The 20777-nt window shown below is 72.0% G+C and carries 24 protein-coding genes; 10 read left to right on the forward strand and 14 right to left on the reverse strand.

Translation table 11 applies throughout. The features are described 5' to 3' along the window. Positions 1-64: 64 nt before the first annotated feature. Together FV234_RS12450 and FV234_RS12455 are read left to right on the forward strand one after the other, a co-directional pair. A complete protein-coding gene (locus FV234_RS12450) occupies positions 65-505 on the forward strand; it encodes a TadE/TadG family type IV pilus assembly protein (protein ID WP_147751438.1) in 441 nt (146 codons plus the stop codon). Between the two features lie 8 nt (positions 506-513). Then, positions 514-2151 (forward strand): TadG family pilus assembly protein, encoded by a 1638-nt coding sequence (locus FV234_RS12455; RefSeq protein WP_238272283.1) that lies wholly within the window; start codon positions 514-516, stop codon positions 2149-2151. A gap of 40 nt (positions 2152-2191) precedes the next feature. On the opposite strand, the gene FV234_RS12460 is transcribed toward FV234_RS12455, so the two are convergent. Continuing rightward, positions 2192-2812, reverse strand: a complete 621-nt coding sequence (locus FV234_RS12460; RefSeq protein ID WP_147762831.1) for a PAS domain-containing protein — start codon at positions 2810-2812, stop codon at positions 2192-2194. Between the two features lie 573 nt (positions 2813-3385). On the opposite strand from FV234_RS12460, the gene FV234_RS12465 reads away from it, so the two are divergent. Beyond that, a complete protein-coding gene (locus FV234_RS12465; RefSeq protein ID WP_147751440.1) occupies positions 3386-3610 on the forward strand; it encodes a hypothetical protein in 225 nt (74 codons plus the stop codon). Between the two features lie 117 nt (positions 3611-3727). Here the strand turns inward: FV234_RS12465 and ureG are convergent, their stop codons facing one another. From ureG to FV234_RS12505, 8 genes are read right to left on the reverse strand one after another with little or no spacing between them, the layout of a single operon-like run. After that, on the reverse strand, positions 3728-4342 hold the full coding sequence (gene ureG / locus FV234_RS12470; RefSeq protein ID WP_147751441.1) for an urease accessory protein UreG: 615 nt from the start codon (positions 4340-4342) through the stop codon (positions 3728-3730). A 22-nt stretch (positions 4343-4364) separates the two neighbouring features. Then, positions 4365-5039: an urease accessory UreF family protein gene (locus tag FV234_RS12475; RefSeq protein ID WP_147829574.1), complete on the reverse strand. Its 675-nt coding sequence runs from the start codon at positions 5037-5039 to the stop codon at positions 4365-4367. Then, the gene (locus FV234_RS12480) at positions 5032-5565 is read right to left on the reverse strand and encodes an urease accessory protein UreE (RefSeq protein WP_147829576.1); all 534 of its coding nucleotides are present in this window, start codon (positions 5563-5565) and stop codon (positions 5032-5034) included. The genes FV234_RS12475 and FV234_RS12480 overlap by 8 nt, the downstream gene beginning before the upstream one ends. Before the next feature lie 4 nt (positions 5566-5569). Beyond that, positions 5570-6055 (reverse strand): DUF29 domain-containing protein, encoded by a 486-nt coding sequence (locus FV234_RS12485; protein ID WP_147829578.1) that lies wholly within the window; start codon positions 6053-6055, stop codon positions 5570-5572. A gap of 31 nt (positions 6056-6086) precedes the next feature. Then, the gene (ureC, locus tag FV234_RS12490; protein WP_187273668.1) at positions 6087-7805 is read right to left on the reverse strand and encodes an urease subunit alpha; all 1719 of its coding nucleotides are present in this window, start codon (positions 7803-7805) and stop codon (positions 6087-6089) included. A gap of 28 nt (positions 7806-7833) precedes the next feature. Further along, entirely contained in the window at positions 7834-8235 is a 402-nt protein-coding gene (locus FV234_RS12495; protein WP_147829582.1) for a type II toxin-antitoxin system VapC family toxin, read from the reverse strand. Then, positions 8232-8531 (reverse strand): hypothetical protein, encoded by a 300-nt coding sequence (locus FV234_RS12500; protein ID WP_147751447.1) that lies wholly within the window; start codon positions 8529-8531, stop codon positions 8232-8234. Before FV234_RS12500 ends, FV234_RS12495 begins: the two co-directional genes overlap by 4 nt. Positions 8532-8573: 42 nt before the next feature. Next, positions 8574-9194 carry an urease subunit gamma gene (locus tag FV234_RS12505; protein WP_147829584.1) on the reverse strand — a complete coding sequence of 207 codons (621 nt, stop codon included), beginning with the start codon at positions 9192-9194 and terminating at the stop codon, positions 8574-8576. Between the two features lie 191 nt (positions 9195-9385). Between FV234_RS12505 and FV234_RS12510 the strand changes: the two genes are divergently transcribed. From FV234_RS12510 to FV234_RS12525, 4 genes are read left to right on the forward strand one after another with little or no spacing between them, the layout of a single operon-like run. After that, on the forward strand, positions 9386-10534 hold the full coding sequence (locus FV234_RS12510) for an acyl-CoA dehydrogenase family protein (protein WP_147829586.1): 1149 nt from the start codon (positions 9386-9388) through the stop codon (positions 10532-10534). A gap of 27 nt (positions 10535-10561) precedes the next feature. Continuing rightward, complete coding sequence (locus FV234_RS12515; RefSeq protein ID WP_147829588.1) at positions 10562-11296, forward strand: PIG-L family deacetylase; 735 nt, start codon at positions 10562-10564, stop codon at positions 11294-11296. Continuing rightward, complete coding sequence (locus FV234_RS12520) at positions 11293-11892, forward strand: SAM-dependent methyltransferase (protein WP_147829590.1); 600 nt, start codon at positions 11293-11295, stop codon at positions 11890-11892. Before FV234_RS12515 ends, FV234_RS12520 begins: the two co-directional genes overlap by 4 nt. Beyond that, the gene (locus FV234_RS12525; protein WP_147829592.1) at positions 11889-12737 is read left to right on the forward strand and encodes a galactosyltransferase-related protein; all 849 of its coding nucleotides are present in this window, start codon (positions 11889-11891) and stop codon (positions 12735-12737) included. The genes FV234_RS12520 and FV234_RS12525 overlap by 4 nt, the downstream gene beginning before the upstream one ends. A gap of 22 nt (positions 12738-12759) precedes the next feature. Here the strand turns inward: FV234_RS12525 and FV234_RS12530 are convergent, their stop codons facing one another. The 4 genes from FV234_RS12530 to FV234_RS12545 all read right to left on the reverse strand — a co-directional run bounded on the left by FV234_RS12530 (position 12760) and on the right by FV234_RS12545 (position 17588). Beyond that, the gene (locus FV234_RS12530) at positions 12760-13821 is read right to left on the reverse strand and encodes a glycosyltransferase (protein WP_147829594.1); all 1062 of its coding nucleotides are present in this window, start codon (positions 13819-13821) and stop codon (positions 12760-12762) included. After that, positions 13818-14903 (reverse strand): glycosyltransferase, encoded by a 1086-nt coding sequence (locus FV234_RS12535; protein ID WP_147829596.1) that lies wholly within the window; start codon positions 14901-14903, stop codon positions 13818-13820. Before FV234_RS12535 ends, FV234_RS12530 begins: the two co-directional genes overlap by 4 nt. Before the next feature lie 2 nt (positions 14904-14905). Continuing rightward, a complete protein-coding gene (locus FV234_RS12540) occupies positions 14906-16009 on the reverse strand; it encodes a glycosyltransferase family 4 protein (RefSeq protein WP_147829598.1) in 1104 nt (367 codons plus the stop codon). A 232-nt stretch (positions 16010-16241) separates the two neighbouring features. Then, positions 16242-17588 carry a sorbosone dehydrogenase family protein gene (locus FV234_RS12545; protein ID WP_147829600.1) on the reverse strand — a complete coding sequence of 449 codons (1347 nt, stop codon included), beginning with the start codon at positions 17586-17588 and terminating at the stop codon, positions 16242-16244. Between the two features lie 202 nt (positions 17589-17790). On the opposite strand from FV234_RS12545, the gene FV234_RS12550 reads away from it, so the two are divergent. The 3 genes from FV234_RS12550 to FV234_RS12560 all read left to right on the forward strand — a co-directional run bounded on the left by FV234_RS12550 (position 17791) and on the right by FV234_RS12560 (position 20346). Continuing rightward, on the forward strand, positions 17791-18765 hold the full coding sequence (locus tag FV234_RS12550) for a threo-3-hydroxy-L-aspartate ammonia-lyase (protein WP_147829602.1): 975 nt from the start codon (positions 17791-17793) through the stop codon (positions 18763-18765). Further along, a complete protein-coding gene (locus FV234_RS12555) occupies positions 18762-19514 on the forward strand; it encodes a trypsin-like peptidase domain-containing protein (RefSeq protein ID WP_187273666.1) in 753 nt (250 codons plus the stop codon). The genes FV234_RS12550 and FV234_RS12555 overlap by 4 nt, the downstream gene beginning before the upstream one ends. Positions 19515-19635: 121 nt before the next feature. Next, positions 19636-20346, forward strand: a complete 711-nt coding sequence (locus tag FV234_RS12560) for a cell wall hydrolase (protein ID WP_147829604.1) — start codon at positions 19636-19638, stop codon at positions 20344-20346. A 109-nt stretch (positions 20347-20455) separates the two neighbouring features. On the opposite strand, the gene FV234_RS12565 is transcribed toward FV234_RS12560, so the two are convergent. After that, the gene (locus FV234_RS12565; RefSeq protein WP_147829605.1) at positions 20456-20701 is read right to left on the reverse strand and encodes a hypothetical protein; all 246 of its coding nucleotides are present in this window, start codon (positions 20699-20701) and stop codon (positions 20456-20458) included. Positions 20702-20777 lie beyond the last annotated feature (76 nt).

Below are 20777 nucleotides of genomic sequence, written 5' to 3' on the forward strand. Positions count from 1 at the left end.
TAAGCGGAGACCCATACGATAAGTTGTATCGCTAATCTGCGATGCAGCTATGGGATGTCGCGCGATGGGATCGACGGCGGGACGCGAGGGCAGGAAGCTGGCGGCCTGCCGCGGCGGCAACGCGGCGGTCGAGTTCGCACTGGTGACGCCGGTCCTGCTGCTGCTGTTTGCCGGCATCTGCGCCTTCGGCATCTATCTCGGCGCGGCGCACACCCTGCGCCAGGTCGCGGCGGAGGCGGCCCGCGCTTCGGTCGCCGGCGTCAGCGACGGCGAGCGCGCCTCCCTCGCCCAGGCCGTGGTGCAGCGCAGCCTCGCCGCCAGCGCGATGTTCAAGGCCGGCAGCGTCGCGGTCTCGGTCGGCACGAGCCCGGGCGACGCCACCGTCTACACGGTCACACTCACCTACGATTCCTCCGTCCTCGGGCTGAAGGCCCTCGGCAAGCTGGTCCCGCTCCCGCCGGACGTCTTCACCAGCACGGTCAGCGTGCGCCGGGGCGGCCTGTGAGGGCCCGGGTGCGCGACCTCCGATCGGACCGGGGCGGCTCGGTCGCGGTGCTGGTTGCGCTCGGCGCGACCGCCTTGATGGGCGCGGCCGCGGTCGGGATCGACCTCGGCATGGTGATGCAGGCCAAGCGCAAGGCGCAGGGTGCGGTCGACATCGCCGCGATGCTGGCCGCCGCCGGCGCAGGCGGGGCCGACGCGCTCGCCCGCCGGTCGCTCGCCGACAACGGCTACGCCGCCGCCGCGGTGACGGTCTCGCCCGGCAGCTACGTCGGCGACGCCAAGGTCGCCCCCGCCGGCCGGTTCCAGGCCGGCGCCAGCCCAGCCAACGCCGTCCGCGTCGGGCTGAAGACGGGGGTGCCGGTGCACTTCGCGCAGGTGCTCGGCCTGCCCAAGACCGTGCCGATCCAGGTGACGGGCACGGCCGCGAGCGCCCGGTTCGCGGCCCTCTCGATCGGTTCCGGCGTGGCGGCGCTCGACGGCGGCGTCGCCAACGCCCTGCTCGGTGCGATGCTGGGCACCAAGCTGTCGCTCTCCGTCCTCGACTACAACGCCCTGCTGTCGACCCAAGTCGACGCCTTCCGCTTCCTCGACGCGCTGGCGGTCGGCCTGAACCTCCAGGCGGCGAACTACGCCGACCTCGTCGCCGCTAAGGCCAGCGTCGGGCAGCTCACCGCCGCCCTCAAGGTCGCCGCGCAGGGCACCTCCGGTGCCGGCGCCGCGGTGACGGCCCTGGCCAAGCTGATGGCCGCGCTGCCGAACGCCGGCGCGCTGGTTCCCGTCGCGCAGGTCGTCGACCTCGGCGACGCGGGAGCGCTGTCCCCCGCCCGCGGCGCCGCCGGTCCCCTGGTCGGCCTGATGGACGTGGTCGCCGACATCGCCGCGGGCGCCAACGGCCAGAACCAGATCGCCCTCGACCTCGGAGCGACGGTGCCGGGCCTGCTCGGCACCCGCCTGACGTTGGCGATCGGCGAGCGGCGGCAGAATTCGGGCTACGTCCAGCCGGGCACGGCGAACGCCACGGTCCACACCGCGCAGGTGCGCCTGCTGATCGAGACGACGCTGACGGCGCCGCTCGGCCTCGGAACTGTGACCCTGCCGATCTATGTCGAGGCGGCGCAGGCCTCGGCGACCCTACGCACCATCGCCTGCCCCTGGACCGCCGCGACCCGGCGGCAGGTGACGGTGGACGCCCAGCCCGGCCTCGCGACGCTCGCCATCGCCAACGTGTCCCGCAGCAGCATCGCGGTCGGCGCCCCCACCCCCGACCTGACCCGCCCCGCGAACCTGATCGCGTTGCCGCTGCTGACCGTGCAGGGCACGGCGCGGGCGACCATCGCCAGCCCGACGCCCCAGACCCTGACCTTCTCCGACGACGACATCACGCGCCAGATCACGAAGACCGTGTCCACGACCGGCCTGACGCAGTCGCTGACCGGCAGCCTCGTCCAGGGCTTGTCCCTCTCGATCAACGGGCTGATGATCGTGCCGCCCCTGCTCGGGCCGCTCCTGTCCACCGCACTGATGGCGGTGACGCCGGCCCTCGACGGCGTGCTCGACACGACGTTGCGCATCCTCGGCCTGCGCCTCGGCTACGCCGACGTCACCGTCGACGGCACGATGTGCAACCAGGCCGTGCTGGTTCAGTAGCCCGCACGTGCACGGCGCGAGGCGGGGGCCTCGCTTTCGATCAGTGCCCGCGTCCGAGCCCGCGTGCCGACCCGCGTGCTTGCCCGCGCGACAGGGCGGCGATCTGCTGGCCGAGGCTGAGGAGCAGCACGTCGACGAGCAGACGCAACTCCGAGTTGTCGAGATGGTCGATCGACTCGCGGCAGGCGAGGGCGTGCGCGGCGGCGGTGTCGAGGATCGTCGCCGGGTCTGGGCGCTCGCTGAAGGCGCCGAGGTCGAGGTCGCCCTCGGTGACGTCGATGATGATGCCGTGGCCGTGCAGCACGGTCCCGGCCTCGCTGCGGACGAGACGGCCGCGGTCGAGGATCCGGCGCACGCGGCCCGTGGCCGAGACGGTGCGGTATTCCGCGACGAACAGGCCGCCGCTCCGGCGCAGGCGCTTGAAGTGGCGCGACAGCTTGGGCAGGTCGTCCGGATGCACCCGGGCCTTGGCGCGCTCGAACGGGACGGGCAGCCCGGCGATCGCGTGGTCCCCCGCCAGCACGTCGGCGGCCCCGGCATCGAGGATGCAGCGATCGGGCTGGGCCGACCACGACCAGGTTCCGACGACGCCGGAGGCCGACAGGGCTGCGGTGAGGTCGACGGGCAACGCACGGGGCCGGTCGATGACTTCGGGGCGCATGGAGGACCTCCACGGTTCGGTTGTAATTTCGCTCGGGAACCGGCGACATACAACCAAGGATGGAATTAATAGAGCGTTAATTCAACACGCGCTCCAGGCTCGACCCCGCTGCATTCTACCGATCCCGACGGGTTTCACGGTCGTGCCGCCCCGGCGATGCCGATCGCGATGTCTCGCGGTCCCCGCAAGGGTACCCTGGCCGAGACGCAGCGAAGTCGGGCGCCGGGAGGCAGGGTGTGCGGGGGCGTCAGCCGATCTGGCTGAACAGCGTCACGGCCCCGAAGATCAGCACGGACACGACCACCGCGGCGATCAGGATCAGGGCCGCACGCGATTCCTGCAATTCCGGCGACATGCCCACTCCATCGAAGCCGGCGACACGATGCGGTCGCGCGCAACCCGTTGACCTTGCGAACCTCGCATCGATCGTTCCGGCTGTCGAGGCGCGGACAGCCGGCCAAAGCGGTGCGCCAGCGCACAGCTTGGCCGCAGTTTCACCCCTACGTTGAAATCCTGCCGAAGCCCAGCCTGCGTCCGCGCAAGGCGCGCCGCATCCGGCATGGAGTGGTGGTCATGACCTCGTCCCTGCGCATCGCCGCCCTCGTGCTCGTGGCCCTGCCGATCGCCTCGGCGCAGGCCAGGGACACGCATCAGAAGCCGATGACCCCGCGCGACCGCGCCGCCTTCGAGACCGCCCAGAAGTTCTCGGCCCGCATGGGCCGGCTCGACGCGCTGATGGGCGGCGTCCCGCGCGGCACGGCCGCGCCCCGCGCACGCTCGGCCAACGCCGAGCACTGATACGGCATCCGCTTGATTAAAGCGGCTGCCGTATCGGCAAGCCCGCGCGGCGCACGAGCGAAGGTAAAATCCGCCATCCCGGAGGGATCAACCGGATTTGGTATGACGCGGCGCGACCTAGCCGAGGCCGCCGGCCTCGACGACGAAGCGCGCGACCGCGTCGGCCCCGGCGCCCTCGCGCAGGGACGCGAACACGTAGGGCCGCGTCCCGCGCATGCGCTTGGTGTCCGCCTCCATCACCCCGAGGTCGGCGCCGACCAGCGGCGCGAGATCGGTCTTGTTGACGATGAGCAGGTCCGAGCGGGTGATGCCGGGGCCGCCTTTCCGTGGGATCTTCTCGCCGCCCGCCACGTCGATGACGTAGAGCGTGATGTCGGCAAGCTCCGGCGAGAAGGTCGCCGCGAGGTTGTCGCCGCCCGACTCGATCAGGATCAGGTCGAGCTTCGGAAAGCGCCGGCGCATCTCGGCCACCGCCGCGAGGTTGATCGAGGCGTCCTCCCGGATCGCCGTGTGCGGGCAGCCGCCGGTCTCGACCCCCATGATCCGCTCCTCGGGCAGCGCGCCGGCCACCGTGAGGATGCGGGCGTCCTCCTTGGTGTAGATGTCGTTGGTGATCGCGCAGATCTCGTAGGTGTCGCGGAACCGCTTGCAGAGCTGCTCCATCAGCGCGGTCTTGCCCGAGCCGACGGGGCCGCCGATGCCGACGCGCAGAGGTCCGTTGTTCGATGCCATGCGGGCAAGCTCCGTCAGAGGATCACGAGCGGAAGATCCGCGAATACTGGGTCTCGTGCCGGAACGAGCCGAGATCCAGGCGAAGCGTCGCCGAGCCGAGGTCGTCGAGGCTGCAGGCCTCGGCCTGCTCCGCGAGCGCGGCGATGCGGGGGCTCAAGGCCGCGATGATCCGGGTGCCCGCGGCCTGCCCGATCGGCGCGGCGCGCAACGCCGCCGAGACGAGGTTCTGGATGAAGGCGAGGCCGTAGGCGGCCAGAAGCGCCGGCCGATCCATGCCGTGCGCCGCCGCCGCAGCCCCCACCGCGACGGGGTAGGCGACCGCTTCCGGCAGCGCCTCGGCGACCGCGTCGAGGGGTGGGCACGGCCACGCCGCCAGGGTCGCGTCGAGGAAGCTGCGGCCCTGCTGGCTCGTCTCGAGGTGGAGCTCGCGCGAGGGCGCCAGCGCCAGGGCGAGATCGTCGATCGCGACAAGCTCCGGCATCGTTCCGGCCGCGGCGGCGCGGTGGGCGTGGGCTGCCAGGATCAGGTCGTTGCGGCCGGCGCCGTGCTCCATCACGTCGCCGAGCCAGCCGGCGATGCCCGCCTCGTCGGCGACGTCGCCCGCCTCCACCGCCCATTCGAGCCCGTGCGAGTAGGCGTAGGCGCCGACCGGGTAGGTCGGCGAAAGCCACGCCATCAGCCGGATGCGTTCAATCATGGATGTGGTAGCGCCCGTCGCCGTGATGGTGGGCGTGGCCGCCCGCAGGCTCGCCGGGGTGGCCGGCATCGTGGCCATGCGCCGGGGCGTGGCCGCCGGCGTAGGCGCCGCCTTCCGGCCGGAACGGGCGCTCCACCGGTTCGGCGCTGCCCCCTAAGCCCCGCACCATCTCGGCGAGCACGTGGTCGTAGGCGATGAACACCGCGTCGTCCGTGATCTCGGCCGGGATGTGCCGGTTGCCGATGTGCCAGATCAGCCGCTTCAGGGCGTGGTCCGAGCCTGCGCGCACCGCCAGCAGGCGCTCGGGCGCGGCCTCGACCCAGACCAGCCGCCCGTCCTCCAGCGCCAGCGCGTCCCCGTCGTCGAGCACCGTGGGCTCGGGCAGGTCGAGCAGGAAGGCGAGCCCGCCGACCCCGCGCATCGCCATGCGGCGGCGATGGCGGTCGCCGTGGTCGAGGACGATGCGGTCGACGATCTCGCCCCGGGCCAGGGCGGCGGCGCGGATGACGCTTGTGGCGCGGATCATGGGGTCAGGACTGATCCAGCAGGTCGGGCTCCTTGGGCAGGTAATCGAGATCGAGCGCCTGGACGACCGTGAACGGCGGCACTTCTGGGAACAGCGTGAAGTCGATGCCGGTCTCCTTCGACGCCAGCAGGCGGCCGGACAGGTAGCTCGCCGCGAAGACGCTCGCCGGATGTGGTTTCAGGCTGGGACTTGCCCGCAGGATCAGTGCGATCTGCGTGCGCTGCTCGAAGATCGTCGCCGTCCACCCGTTCTTGCGGGCACCGGGCTGATATTTCCACTTGAGGAGGTGACCCAGCAGGACGACGAGGCGATTTCCGATCTCGCGCCTCTCGCTGCCGCCCACGCTCGCCACCTCGTCGATCAGGTTTTCCAGGTCGAGCTCTTCGAACCGGCGGGTCCGCAGCAGTTCGGCCTGGGCCTGCGTCCAGAGGTAGAAGTCCGTCTCATACGGATCGGCAACTGGCGGCGGCTTCAGCGCGGCGTTCGACATCGTGGCTCTCCTCGAACGCTCCCATCCTACCTCAGAATAGGAAATACCGCTGCGCCATCGGCAGCACGTCCGCCGGCTCGCAGACCAGCAGCTCGCCGTCGGCACGCACGTCGTAGGTCTCGGGGTCGACTTCGATCTCGGGCGTCGCGTCGTTGAGGATCATGCTCTTCTTCGAGATGCCGCCGCGCACGTTCTCCACCGCGACGAGCTGCTTCTGGACGCCCAGGCGCTCGCGCAGGCCGTCCTCGATCGCCACCTTCGAGACGAAGGTCAGCGCCGTGGAGAACGGCGCGCGGCCGAAGGCGCCGAACATCGGGCGGTAATGCACCGGCTGCGGCGTCGGAATCGAGGCGTTGGGGTCGCCCATCGGCGCCACCGCGATCATGCCGCCCTTGATCACGAGATCGGGCTTCACCCCGAAGAAGGCCGGCGACCACAGCACGAGGTCGGCGAGCTTGCCGGGCTCCACCGAGCCGATATGGGCCGAGACGCCGTGCGCGATCGCCGGGTTGATCGTGTACTTGGCGATGTAGCGCCGCGCCCGCAGGTTGTCGTTGCCGCTCCCGTCGCCGGGCAGGGCGCCGCGCTGGCGCTTCATCTTGTCCGCCGTCTGCCAGGTGCGGATCGCGACCTCGCCGACCCGGCCCATCGCCTGGCTGTCCGACGACATCATCGAGAGCGCGCCGATGTCGTGCAGGATGTCCTCGGCGGCGATCGTCTCCTTGCGGATGCGGCTCTCGGCGAAGGCGAGGTCTTCGGGGATCGACGGGTCGAGGTGGTGGCACACCATCAGCATGTCGAGATGCTCGTCGATGGTGTTCTTCGTATAGGGCCGCGTCGGATTCGTGGACGACGGGAGGACGTAGGGGAGCCCGGCCACCTTGATGATGTCGGGCGCGTGCCCGCCGCCGGCGCCCTCGGTGTGGAAGGCGTGGATCGTTCGGCCGGCAAACGCCGCGATCGTGTCCTCGACGAAGCCGGACTCGTTCAAGGTGTCGGTGTGGATCATCACCTGCACGTCGTGCTCGTCGGCGACCGTCAGGCAGGTGTCGATCGCTTTCGGCGTGGTGCCCCAATCCTCGTGGAGCTTCAGCGCGCAGGCGCCGGCCCGCACCATCTCGACGAGCGCCTCGGGGCGCGAGGCGTTGCCCTTGCCCGCGAAGGCCAGGTTCATCGGGAAGCTGTCGGCCGCCTCGATCATCCGGGCGATGTGCCAGGGGCCGGGGGTGCAGGTGGTAGCGAAGGTGCCGTGCGCCGGCCCGGTGCCGCCGCCGAGCATCGTGGTGATGCCCGAGCACAGTGCCTCGTCGATCTGCTGCGGGCAGATGAAGTGGATGTGGCTGTCGAAGCCGCCGGCGGTGAGGATCTTGCCCTCGCCGGCGATGACCTCGGTGCCCGGCCCGACGACGATGTCGACGCCCGGCTGGATGTCCGGGTTGCCGGCCTTCCCGAGCCGGACGATGCGGCCCTTCACGATCCCGACGTCGCACTTGATCACGCCCCAGTGGTCGAGGACGACCGCGTTGGTGATCACCGTGTCGACCGCGCCGCCGGCGTTGGTGACCTGGCTCTGTCCCATGCCGTCGCGGATCACCTTGCCGCCGCCGAACTTCACCTCCTCGCCATAGGTGGTGAGGTCGCGCTCGACCTCGATTTCCAGGCAGGTGTCGGCGAGCCGGATGCGGTCGCCGGTGGTCGGCCCGAACATGTCGGCGTAGGCGGCACGGGGGAGGGCGGCGCGGGGGGGCATGTTGGCCAAGACGGCTCTCCGTGTCCGTTCAGGACGTCAGAAGCGAAAATGCCGGCTCTGCGGCGGCGTCGACATCGAACGTCACGGTGGTGGAAGCACCTGCGAGGCGGTTCAGATGCCCGATCAGGTAATCTGGGAAGTCGGCTCGTCCGATCCGCCAGTCGGCAATCGCTGCGCAGATCGCGGCCCGATCGGTGAACACGACGTGCGGGGATGCCGCGAGCACGTCCATGAGCGCGAGGAGATCGGATTTCGTGAATCCTTCCCGGCGCATCAACGTCCAAACGAACTCGATCAGCACCACGGGATTCACCAGGGCAGGCTCTGCCAGCCGTTCGGCAGCGAGCAGGAAGGCGGTCCCTATCGGGGCCTGTACCGCGTCGTCCTGCAGGGTATGGCGAAGCAGGACGTTCGTATCGACGCCGATCATGCGCGAGTCTTCGTCCGCTCGTCCTCGGAAACGAGGTAATCTCCAATCGGATCGCCATCGGCATGCGCAACGGCGCGACGCCGTGCGGCAAGGCCGATCGACGGCATCGAAGACAGGTCGCTCGGCGTCACAGCCCGTTCTCGGCCCAAGCCCGGCTGCGCCTGCAACAGGACGCGACCCGCCTCGTCCTGATCGAAGATCACGGTATCGCCCGGCCTAAGCTTGAGCGCTTCCCGCACCGGGAAAGGGACCGTCACCTCCCCGCGGATCGACATGGTCGTCTCGAACTTTCCCATCGTCCATCTCCAAATCCGTCCGTACGGTGGACCCGATCTCCGTTACAGCGCCCCCATCCCGTCGCCGCGAAAACCATACACGGTCCGCCCGCCGGACAGCGGCACCAGCACGACCTCCCGCGTCGAGCCCGGCTCGAACCGCACCGCCGTGCCCGGGGCGATGTCGAGGCGTTGGCCGCGCGCCTTCTCGCGGTCGAAGCGCAGCCCTGGGTTGACCTCGAAGAAGTGGTAATGCGAGCCGACCTGGATCGGTCGGTCGCCGACGTTGGCGACCTCGACCAGGGTGCGCTCGGCGCCTTCGTTGAACACGATCTCGCCCGGCTGCGTGGTGATCGCGCCGGGTACGTCGGGGGAGGCCACGCCGCGCACCGGATGGTGCACCGTGACGAGCTTGGTGCCGTCGGGGAAGGTCGCCTCGACTTGGATGTCGTGGATCATCTCACTGATGCCCGGCATCACCTGGTCGACGGTGAGCACGTTGGCGCCCGCCTGCATCAGCTCGGCGACCGAGCGCCCGTCGCGGGCGCCCTCCACCACGAAGTCGGTGATCAGCGCGATCGCCTCCGGGTGGTTGAGCTTGACGCCGCGGGCGAGGCGGTTCCGCGCGACCTGCGCGGCCATCGCCACGAGGAGCTTGTCTTTTTCGCGGGGGGTCAGGAGCACGATGGTCCCTCTCGCATGCCGGCGGCCCGAAGCGCCCGTTTCAAGCATCGGTTCGTGGGGGAGCAAGGATCATGCTGGTGCGACGGTCAAGCCGCAGGGCGCACCGGAACGACGAACCGCGGGGCTGATTGGTCCGACGCGCGTCCGTACATGGCGCGTTCACGCGCACGCTGCATCCTGCGGACCCGAACATGACGATTCCCTTCCCCATCGCCCAGGTAAACGCGCGTCCCGTGGGCCTCGCCGAGCTCGCCGCCTCCGCTGTGGCGCGCGCGCCGGCCCCCGATCGCCACGACAGCTTCCCGGTGGAGGCGATGGCGGCCTTGCGCGGGGCCGGCCTGCTCGCCGCGCCGCTGCCCGAGGCGCTGGGCGGGGCGGGCCTGTGCACGCCCGCGGGCACCGAGCGCCTGCGCGACGTGCTGCGCGGGATCGGCCGCGGCAACCTCGCGGTCGGCCGGATCTACGAGGGCCACGTCAACGCGCTGGCGCTGGTGCTGCGCTACGGCAGCGACCCGGTGCGCGCCCGGCTCGCGGCCGACGCCCGCGCCGGACACCTGTTCGGCGTGTGGAACACCGAGCCGGCGGAGCCGGGCGGCCTCGCGATCGGCCCCGAGGCGGACCCGGTGCTCACCGGCGCGAAGTCCTACGCGTCCGGGGCCGGATACGTGACGCGGCCGCTGGTGACGGCGCGGTTGCCCGACGGGCGCCGCCAGATGCTCGTGGTGCCACTCGATCCGGAATCCCGCGCCGACCTGTCCGGCTGGCGCGCGCACGGGATGCGGGCCTCGGCCACCGGGACGGTCGACTTCACGGGCCTGCGGGTCAACCCCCTGGACCGGGTCGGCGCGCCGGACGACTACTACCGCCAGCCGTTCTTCGCGGCCGGCGCCTGGCGCTTCCTCGCGGTGCAGTGCGGCGGGATCGAAGCGGTGCTGGAGGCACATCGCGGCCATCTGGCGGCCACCGGGCGCGGCGCCGACCCGCACCAGCGCGCCCGCCTCGGACAGGCGGCTACCGCCGCCGAGACCGCGCGCCTGTTCGTCGAGCGCGCCGGCCACATGGCCACCGCCGAGCCCGTCTCGGGCGACCGCGCAGTCGCCTACGTCGCCCTCGCCCGCGGCGCGGTCGAGCGGGCCGGCCTCGACGCGATCGAGCTGGCCCAGCGCTCCGTCGGGCTCTCCGGCTTCCTCGAGGCCCACCCGCTCGAGCGGCTGGCGCGCGACCTCGCGACCTATCTGCGCCAGCCGGCCCCCGACGGGGCGCTTGCCGGCGCGGCGACCTACGTCGCCGAGTCCGAGGCCCCGGTCCACGCGCTCTGGCACGATTCCGAACCGGCCTGACGCCGACCGACCCGAGAAGACGACTTCATGCGCGCCGACGCCTTCCTGCCCCTGCTCGACAGCCTTCCCGTCGCCGACCTGTCGGCGATGGCGACGCGCGGCCTCGTCGTGGTGGCGCCCCATCCCGACGACGAGAGCCTCGGCTGCGGCGGGCTGATCGCCGAGGCGCGGGCGCGCGACCTGCCGGTGCGGCTCGTCGTGGTCAGCGACGGCTGCGGCTCGCATCCGAACTCCCACCTGTACCCGCCCGAGCGGCTGCGCGGCTTGCGCGAGGAGGAGACCCGCCGGGCGGTGGCCGAGCTCGGGCTGGCACCGGAGCATGTCACCTTCCTGCGCCTGCCCGACGCGCACGTGCCGAGCGCCGGCGCGACGGCGCAGGCCGCAGCCGAGACGGTCGCGGACGCCGTCAGCGCAAGCGGGGCCGACGCAGTGTTCGTCACCTGGCGGCACGACCCGCATTGCGATCACACCGCGGCGGCCGACATCGTCGGGCTCGCCCGCCCGATGCTTCCCGGCATCCGCGCCTACGCCTACCCGGTCTGGGGCTGGACCCTGCCACCGGAGCGCGAGGTCGGGCCGGCGCCGACCGGGTTCCGGCTCGACGTGTCGACCCACCGCGCCGCCAAGCGCCGCGCGGTGGCGGCCCACGCCTCGCAGACGACCGGACTGATCGCCGACGATCCCGAGGGCTTCCGACTCTCGGAGGATATGGTCGATCGCCTGTGCGGCCCCTACGAGCGCTTCGTGGACCTGGCAGCATGACCCGCCGCGACGCCTCGCTGACGCCGGACTACTTCGCCGGGCTCTACGGAGCCGACCCCGATCCCGACCCATGGGGCTTCACCACCAGCGCCTACGAGGCGGCCAAGTACGCGGCGACGCTCGCCGCGCTCCCGCGCGACCGCTACGCGTCGGGCCTCGAAATCGGCTGCTCGATCGGCGTCTTGACGCAACGTCTGGCGCCGCGCTGCGAAACGCTGCTCGGCGTCGACGTGGTCGAGACGGCGCTGAGCGCGGCCCGCGCCCGCAACGCCGCGACCCCGTGGGTGCGCTTCGAGCCCTGCGCGATCCCGGACGCCTGGCCGTCCGGCCGGTTCGACCTGATCGTGCTCTCGGAGGTCGCCTACTTCTTCACCCGCGCGGACATCGCCCGGATCGCGGCCCGGATCGGCGCATCGATCCTGCCCGGCGGCGACATCGTGCTGGTGCACTGGCTCGGCGAGACAGACTATCCGCTCTCGGGCGACGGTGCGGCCGAGGCGCTGATCGCGGAAGTGCGCTTCGCCCAGGTCGTGCATCAGGCCCGCACCGACGCGTACCGCCTCGAGGTGCTTCACGTGGACGAGGCGTCGGCATGAGCGTCAGCGTCGTCACCCTCAACAAGGGCCGCGGGCACCACCTCGCGCGCCTGCTCGAAGGCCTCGGGCGCTGCGCCCCGCCGGACGAGGCCGTCGTCGTCGAGATGGGCGGCGACAAGGCGACGCTTCCCGATCTCGGCTTCCCGATCCGGCGCACGCACCTGAGCCTCGACGGCCTGCCGCTCGCCGCGGCCCGCAACGCCGGGCGCCGCGCGGCCTCCGGCGACATCCTGGTATACCTCGACGTCGACTGCATCCCGTCCGCCGGCTTGGTCTCCGGACTCGCGGCGGCCGTGTCCGAGCATGACGGGCTGATCTGCTGCGAGATCCGCTACCTGCCCGGCGGCGCGGTCGCGGACGGCTGGACCGAAGCCGGCCTCGACCGGGTCGGGCACCGCCATCCCGCGCGGCTCTTCCCGGAGGCCGGCGTGATCCCGGCGCCGCAGCCCGGCCTGTTCTGGTCGCTCGCCTTCGCGGTGCGGGCGGCGACCTACGACCGCGTCGGCGGCTTCGATGAGGGGTTCATCGGCTACGGCGCCGAGGACACAGACCTCGCCTTCCGAGCGGAGCGGGCCGGGGTGCCGGTGCTGTTCGCGGGTGGGATGCACGCCTTCCACCAGCACCACCTGTCGTGCGACCCGCCGCTGCAGCACTTCTCCGACATCGTCGCCAACGCCCGGCGCTTCCACGACCGCCACGGGATCTGGCCGATGGACGGCTGGCTCGACGCCTTCGCCGAACTCGGGCTGGTGGAGGCCGACCGAGGCGGCGGACTCACCGTTCTGCGGCAGCCGACCGAGGCCGAGATCGCGGCCGCGCAAGTGCCGGCGCACCGGCCGTTCTGAGGCTCGGCCCGCCGACGCCGATTCAGCTCGCTTCGAGGCCGGCGGCGATGCCTTCGATCGCGGCGGCGAGGCGCGGCACCGCGTCGGGATCGTGCAGGGCGGAGATCGCCGCGGGGTCCAGGGCGAGGCCGGCCTTCACCAGGGCGGGCCATTCGCCGGCCTCGGGCCAGGACGAGCGGACCACGGCCGCGCCGAGACGTTCGAGCGCGGCCGCCTTCTCGGTCTGCTCGCCGAAGGCCCGCGGTTCGGGCAGGCAGACGAAGCGCCGCCTCGCCGCCGCCACCGCCGCGACCACGCCGTCGCCGGCGCCGCCGACGGCCAGGGCGGCGCGAGCGAGGTGCGGGCCGATGTCGGCGACCCATCCGTGCAGGTGCAGGTTGGGGGGCAGGGTCGAGGGCAGGGCGGCACCCGCCACGGGTCCGAGGACGTGCCAGGCGCGCTCCGGCACCGCGCGCGCCGCGGCGGCGAGCGCCGCCACGGTTCCGCCCGCGCCGCCGCGGCCGAACACCACGACGATCGGGCCGTCGGGCTCCGGCGCGGGGCCGGGGCGGGCGGTCGCGCCGAGAAAGCCCGCGTAATGCGTCTTGTCGCGGACCCAGGCAGGGAGGGCCGGGCCGTCGAGGACGCTCGGAAACGGGGCGATCAGGCGCTCGGCGCTGCGGAAGGCCTCGAGATGGGGTTGGTCGTCGCGGGTGCCGGCAAGCCGGACCATCAGCACCGGTACCGACAGCAGCCGCGCGAACAGCGCGACCTCGACCGAGACGTCCACCACCAGAAGCACCGGGTCGGCTTCCGCAATCCAGGCCGCGATCGCCGCCATCCGGTTGCGCAGGCCCGGCAGACCGAGGGGCGCGTAGTGGAACGCTTCCGGGCGCGTCTCCGCGCCGTCGCGCCCGTCGAACCCGCCCTCCGGAAGTCGGTCGTCGGGCAGGTCGAGTGTGGCCCCGGGCGCGCCGCCGCGATCGAATGCGGCCAGGGTGCCGATCAGCGTGCACGGCCGCTTCATCTCGCGGGCGATCAGGCAGGCCCGCTGCCAGTGGCCGGCGCCCTGATGGTGGACGTAGTAGCCGACTGGTCGCGTCACGCCGCCGCGCTCGGGCGCAGGATCGCGTCGAAGCCCGCGAGCGCGTCGTCGAGATCCATCTCCGGGGCAGGCCCGTCGGCGGCCTCGCAAAGCGGGCTCGCCCGCTCGACGAAGGCGATGTCGTTGACGCAGGCGTCGGGATCGATGGCCGCGAGGTCCGCCGCGGTCAGGCCGAACGCCGCCAGGGCCGCGTGGCGCGCCGTGCCCTCCAGGCCGAGCCAGGTGCGCCGGAGGGCGGCACGGCGGGCGATCACCGTTTCCCAATGGCGCGGCGCGGGGAGGCGGTAGGGCAGTCCGGCGCGTGCGGTCGCGGCGCGGCGCACCATCTCGGTGGCCATGCCGCCCTGGGCCCGGCCGGCGGCGCGGTCGGAGACCATCACCGACACGTCGGGGCAGTGGCGCAGGCGGCCGCCGGCCTCGCGGACGCGGGCGACCAACGCGTTGTCTTCGCCGCGCGGCAGGGCCGGCAGGCCGCCGACGCTCCGGTAGAGGGCGGCCCGAAGCGCCAAGCTCGCACCGGTATGGTCGCCGTGCCGGGGGGCCGGATCGTGCGGCGGCGGATCGAGCGCGTCCTCGATCCGGCGAACGGAGGCCCAGTAGCGCTCGATCCGGGCGTGCAGGTCGGCGAGCGCCGGGTCGATCGCGTCCTCCGGGTCGATCACGAGGCGGCCGCCGACGATCTCGGCCCCTTCGAGCGCCCGAAGGTTGGCCGCGAGCCAGCCGCGCGGCACCCGCGCGTCGGCATCGGTGGTGAGCAGGATCCCGTCGGGGCATCCGTCGGCTTCGAGCCAGGCGGCACCGGCGTCCAGCGCCATCCGCCGGGCGGTCCCGACATGGGCCTCGGCACCCGACAGATGCGCCTCGACTACACGGATCGCGAGCGTGGGTGCGATGTCGGAGGCCTGCATCGCGCGCACGGCGGCGACGGTGCCGTCGGTGCAGTTGTTGGCCACGATCAGGACTCGAAGGCGCACGTCGGCCGCGATGCCGTCCTGGGCGGCGAGCGAGCGCAGGAGGCGCGGCAGGCACACCTCCTCGTCGCGGGCGGGCACGCAGACGACCGCCTGTTCGGACGGGCGCATGGTCAGGCCTGGGCCCCGGCGACGCGGCGCAGGCGCGGCGGCGGAAGGCGCGAAAGGTCGTGGGCGGCGAGCGCCGCCTCGTACAGCGCCTCGTAGCCGGCGGTCATCGCGTCGGCGTCGAACAGGTCCTCGGCCCGCTGGCGGCAGGCCCGGCGGTCGAGGGCGACGGCGCGGACGATGGCGTCGGACAGGCTCGCGACGTCGTCGGGCTCGGCGAGCGCGCCGCACGACGCGTCGAGGATGTCGGGCAGCGCGCCGCGGCGGAAGCCGGCGACCGGGGTGCCGCAGGCCAGCGCCTCGGCGACCACGAGGCCGAACGGCTCCTCCCAGCGCGGGGTCACCAAAGCCGCCCGCGCCCCGCCGAGGTGGCGCGCGAGGTCGGCATGGCCGAGGTGGCCGAGATCGGTGAGGTCGTCCCCGAGCCGCGGGGCGATCCAGTCGGCCCAGTAGGCGGGGTTCGGCCGCGGGCCGGCGAAATGCAGCGGCAGGCCGGCGGCGCGTGCGGCGTCGATCGCCAGATGGAGCCCTTTCTCGGGCACGATCCGGCCGGACCAGAACACGTACGGCACCGGGTCCGGCGCCGGACAGTAGACGAAGACCGAGAGCTCGACGCCGTTGCCGATCACCACCGGCTCGGCGACGATCTCGCGCCAGGCGTCGGCGGTGTGGTTCGAGACGGCGGCGAAGGGCATGGTTGCGTGCGCGGCGCGCACGCCCGCCTCCAGGGATTCGAACGGCGGCGTGTGCAGGGCCGTCACCATCGGGATCGCGAGGTCTCGGCTTCGGCGCAGCGGGAGATCGTGAAGACTGTTGTTGTGCACGATGTCGAAGTCGCCGTTGCGCACCGCGTCCATGATCCGCGCATAGGCCGCGTTCTCGGCGCGGTCGATCGAAGCATGCCGCAATGGATCGCCGAGGCCGTCGCCGGTGGGCTGGCAGACGTAGACCGGCGCAAGTGCCGGATCGGATCCCTCCGACGCGAACAGCGTCACGTCGTGGCCGCGTCGCTTCAGGGCGCCGGCGAGGAGATGCGTGTGCATCTCCAGACCGCCCGGATACGGCTGCGCGATGGGGAACTTCAGGTGGGCGATGAGGGCGATCTTCACGGAAGCTCGTTTTTCCAGCGACGGAGGCCGTGATCGCACATCGCATACCCTGTCTGTGTGCAGGATGAACGGATGCGGCATAAGTTATTCACCGACCCAATCCCGGAAGCCTGCCACCATCACAACGGTTCCCAGCGCCGCCGAAGGCGCTGGGGACAGCCTCAGTCAGGGCCGCGGCAGCACCATCTCCACGCTCGACTTCACCCGTACGCGCACATCTGACCGCGAGCCCTCACTGCGAGGCGGTCGCCCCCGTCACGCGCCAGACCGCGTTGCCGACGTCGTCCGAGACGAGCAGCGCCCCGGTCTTGTCGAAGACCACGTCCACCGGGCGCCCCTGCGCCTTCTCGTCGGCGTCGAGGAAGCCGGCGAGCACGTCGATTGGCTTGCCCGCGGGGCGGCCGTCGGCGAACGGCACGTAGATCACCTTGTAGCCGCTCTTCGGCCGCCGGTTCCACGAACCGTGCTGGGCGACGAACAGGCCGCTCGTCCAGGCCGGCGACAGGTTCGCGCCCTGCGAGAAGGCGATGCCGAGGGAGGCGGTGTGGGGGCCCAGCGCGTAGTCAGGCACGATCGCCTTGGCGACGAGGTCCGGCCGCTGCGGGCTGACGCGGTCGTCGACGTGCTGGCCGTAATAGCTGTGGGGCCAGCCGTAGAATCCCCCCTCCTTCACCGAGGTGACGTAGTCCGGCACGAGGTCGCTGCCGATCTCGTCGCGCTCGTTCACGGCGGCCCAGAGCGTGCCGGTCTTGGGCTCGAAGCCGAGGCCGTTCGGGTTGCGCAGGCCGGTGGCGAATTCGCGGAAGGTCTTGGTTGCGAGAGTGTATTCCCAGATCGCGGCGCGGCCCTTCTCGGCCTCGAGCCCGTTCTCGGCGACGTTGCTGTTCGAGCCGACGGTGACGAACAGGCGGGTACCGTCAGGGCTCGCGACGACGTTCTTGGTCCAGTGGTGGTTGATCCCGGCCGGCAGGTCGACGACCTTCTCCGGAGTCGCGCCGTTCTCGGTCTTGCCCGCCTCGTAGGGCACCCGCACCAGGGCGTCGGCGTTGGCGACGTAGAGATCGTTGCCGACGAGCGCCATGCCGAACGGCGAGGTCAGGTTCTTGAGGTAGACCGTCTTCACCTCGGCGACGCCGTCCCCGTCGGCGTCGCGCAGCAGCGTGATCCGGTCCGGGCTCTTCACGCCCGCGCCCGCCCGATCCATGATCTTCCCGGCGATCCAGGCCTTCACGCCGGGGAATTTCCCGTCGGAGGGCGGCGTGTTGCTCTCGGCAACCAGCACGTCGCCGTTCGGCAGCGTGTAGAGCCAGCGCGGGTGGTCGAGCCCCTCGGCGAAGGCGGCGACCGACAGGCCGGAGGCAGGCGCGGGCTTCGCACCCTTCGCCCAGCCCGCGGCCGGCGCGATGTTGACGGTGGGCAGCGGCGTGGCGTTCGGAGCGGGCAGGGTCGGGCTCGCCCCCTGGCCGTCGGCGAGCTGGAGCGACGCGCTCTCGGGATAGACCGCGAAGCGCACGAAGGCCGCACCGCCGAGGAGAAGGACCGCCAGCGCCCCGAGCCCGATCTTCGTACCTGTCCGCATGGTCCCGTGAATCCCTGTTTAGCAAGCCACCAAGCCCAACCAACCGGGCTGACCGGGAGATAAGAGCCGAGCGGCCGATTGGCTCCGATCGCGCCGAGGGTGCCGGAGCCGCCTGGCAGCGCGTATAGGATGTGGCCGAGGCTCCCTCGCCGAAGGGTCGCGCCCGGGGCGCGAGCGGTGCGGGCGCCCCAGCGAGCCGCCGATGACCGATGCGACCCAGCGCCTGCCGACCTTCGCCGACGTGGCGCGCGCCGCCGAGCGCATCGCCGGCGTGGCGCACCGCACCCCGGTGCTGACCTCGCGCACCGCCGACGAACGCACCGGGGCGAGCCTGTTCTTCAAGGCGGAGAACCTGCAGCGGGCCGGCGCCTTCAAGTTCCGCGGCGCCTACAACGCGATCGCGGCGCTCGACGAAGACGCGCGGGCGCGCGGCGTCATCGCCTATTCCTCGGGCAACCACGCCCAGGCGATCGCCCTGGCGAGCCGCATCCTGAACGTGCCGGCCACCATCGTGATGCCGGAGGACGCGCCGGCGATGAAGGTCGCGGCGACCCAGGGCTACGGCGCCGAGGTGGTGCGCTACGACCGCTACACCCAGGATCGCGTCGCCCTCGGGCGGACGTTGGCGGAGGCGCGTGGCCTAACCCTGATCCCGCCCTACGACCATCCGGACGTGATCGCCGGCCAGGGGACGCTGGCCCTCGAGTTGATCGAAGAGACCGGGCCGCTCGACATGCTCGTCGTCTGCCTCGGCGGCGGCGGCATGCTGTCGGGCTGCGCGCTGGTCGCCGCCGAGCGCGCGCCGGGCTGTTTGGTCGTCGGCGTCGAGCCGGAGGCCGGCGACGACGGACAGCAATCGTTCCGCGCGGGGCGGATCGTGACGATCCCGGTGCCGCGGACCATCGCCGACGGCGCGCAGACCACGTTCCTCGGATCGATGACCTTCCCGATCATTCAGGAGCGCGTCGCCGACATCGTCACTGTGACGGACGACGAGCTCGTCGCCACGATGCGCTTCTTCGCCGAGCGCATGAAGCTCGTCGTCGAGCCGACCGGCTGCCTCGCGGCCGCGGCGGTGATGCACGGCCGCCTCGACGTGCGGGGCAAGCGCGTCGGCGTGGTGATCAGCGGCGGCAACATCGATCTCGCGTCGTTCGCCCGCCACGTGGCGGGTTGAGGCCGGAGCGCGCCCTCGTCCTTTTCTGCGCGGGCCTGTGGGCCGGCGCCGCGCGCGCTGAGGACATTGCCATCGAGGCGGAGGCCTGGCCCTACAGCGCGATCGGCAAGCTCAACGTGGTGCTCGGCACCAACCGCCTGCAATCCTGCACCGCGACCCTGATCGGGCCGCGGCTCGCGCTCACCGCCGCCCACTGCCTGTGGGACGAACCGCGCAAGCGCTGGGTCAACCCTGGCGTGGTCCACTTCGTGGCCGGCTATCGCCAGGGCACCTACCGCGCCCACAGCCTGGCCGCCGCCTACCGCAAGCCGGACGACTACGCCTACGCCTACGGCACCGCGCAACCGAACATGCAGGCCGACTGGGCCCTCGTGGAGCTCGTCGAGCCGATCCCCGGTACGCCGCTGACGCTGGAGGATGCAGCCCCCGACGCCGACCCGGCCGCGATCCGCCGCGAGATCCGGCGGGCGGGCTACAGCCGGCTGAAGCCGCAGCTGATGACCGCGCAGGGGCATTGCAGCGCGTGGCGAAACCCTGGGCCGGCGCCGCTGCTGCTGCACGATTGCCGCGCGGTGCCCGGCGAATCCGGCTCGGCGCTGCTGCAGGTCGAAGGCGGACGCCCCGTGGTGGTCGGCGTGCTCGTGGCGGGCAACCCGGAGGAGGGGCGAGCCCCGTCCGTCGCCGTGCCGACCGCCGCGTTCCGCGAAGCCGCCGCGGCGATGCTGAAGGCGCAAGCCCAGCCGCGCTGATGCAACCGTCGGTTCACCACCACGCCGAAAAATCCGGGCGCCACAAAATCCGCGCCTTTCGGACAGAGCTTGGCCGGAACGCGTCGCATCGGCGGGGCGACGGGCTGGGAGGCGGGACGGCATGCAGGGTGTTCGGGCGAGATGGACGGTGCCGGCCCTGTCGGTCCTGCTGCTCGGACCGAGCCTCGGCGCCTGCAACACCAGCGCGAACACCGCCCTCGTCACCGGCGCGACGCACGGCAAGCCGATGGTGGTGTCGGACGCGGAGCGCGACTGCCTCGGCCGCGCGATGTACTTCGAATCGAACCGCAGCGACCCCGAGGGCCTTCTCGCGGTCGGGACGGTGGTGATGAACCGCCTGGAGAACGCCGCCTTCCCGAACGGCGGAATCTGCTCGGTGGTCGGCCAGCCACGGCAATTCGCGGCCGGCGTGCTGACGAAGCCGATGGCGGAGAAGGATCTGTCGAAGGTCGCCGACGCGGCGGACGCGATCCTGGCCGGCGAACGCCATCCCAAGGTCGGCCGGGCGATGTACTTCCACACCGCAGGCCGGAAATACCCCTACGACAACATGCACTACGTGGCGGTGGCCGGCGGCAACGCCTTCTACGAGAAGCGCAAGGCCGGTAGCCCAAGCCAGACGCCGCCTCCCGCCCCGACGGCGATGGCCTTTGCCGAGACAATCCCGGCCGAGGCGATCCCCGCCGCCCAGCCCCTCGCCGCGTCTGCGCCCGCGCAACCTGAAGTCGCGGCCGCCCAGACGGTGCTGGCCGAACCCGCCCGCGACATCTGCCAGGTGGCGGGCCTCGGCGCTGCCCCGGGCGGCGGCTAGAGCATTTTTGAGCGAGGTGGATGCCGGCTCGCGTGAGGAAAATGCGACCACACAACAAGATAGAGCATGTTCGGTGATCCAGAGATCACCGAACATGCTCTACGACACCTCAGTCCTCTCGCGTCTCCGGGCTCCGCGTCCGGCGCGCGGCCTGCGCCATCGCGATCAGCTCGCGGGCCGTGAGGCTGTGGGCGGAGGGCGCGGCGCGGTCGGCGATGCCGGCCGGCGGCGTGCGGGCGCAGCCGCTGGTGCCGATCCGCAGGTCGCGCGAGCGCCGCGTCGCGCGCAACCGGATCGCCTTCCGCAAGGCCTCGACCATCACCGTTCCCACCGAGAATCCCGTGGACGGCGTCATAGCCAAGCTTGACCGTAAGCGACATTCTTGAAGGCGGATTTCGGCGCCCTAGCAGGGCCGGGATCGGCCGGCTCCT

The organism is Methylobacterium sp. WL8 (genome assembly GCF_008040045.1).
GTDB classification, from domain to species: domain Bacteria; phylum Pseudomonadota; class Alphaproteobacteria; order Rhizobiales; family Beijerinckiaceae; genus Methylobacterium; species Methylobacterium cerastii.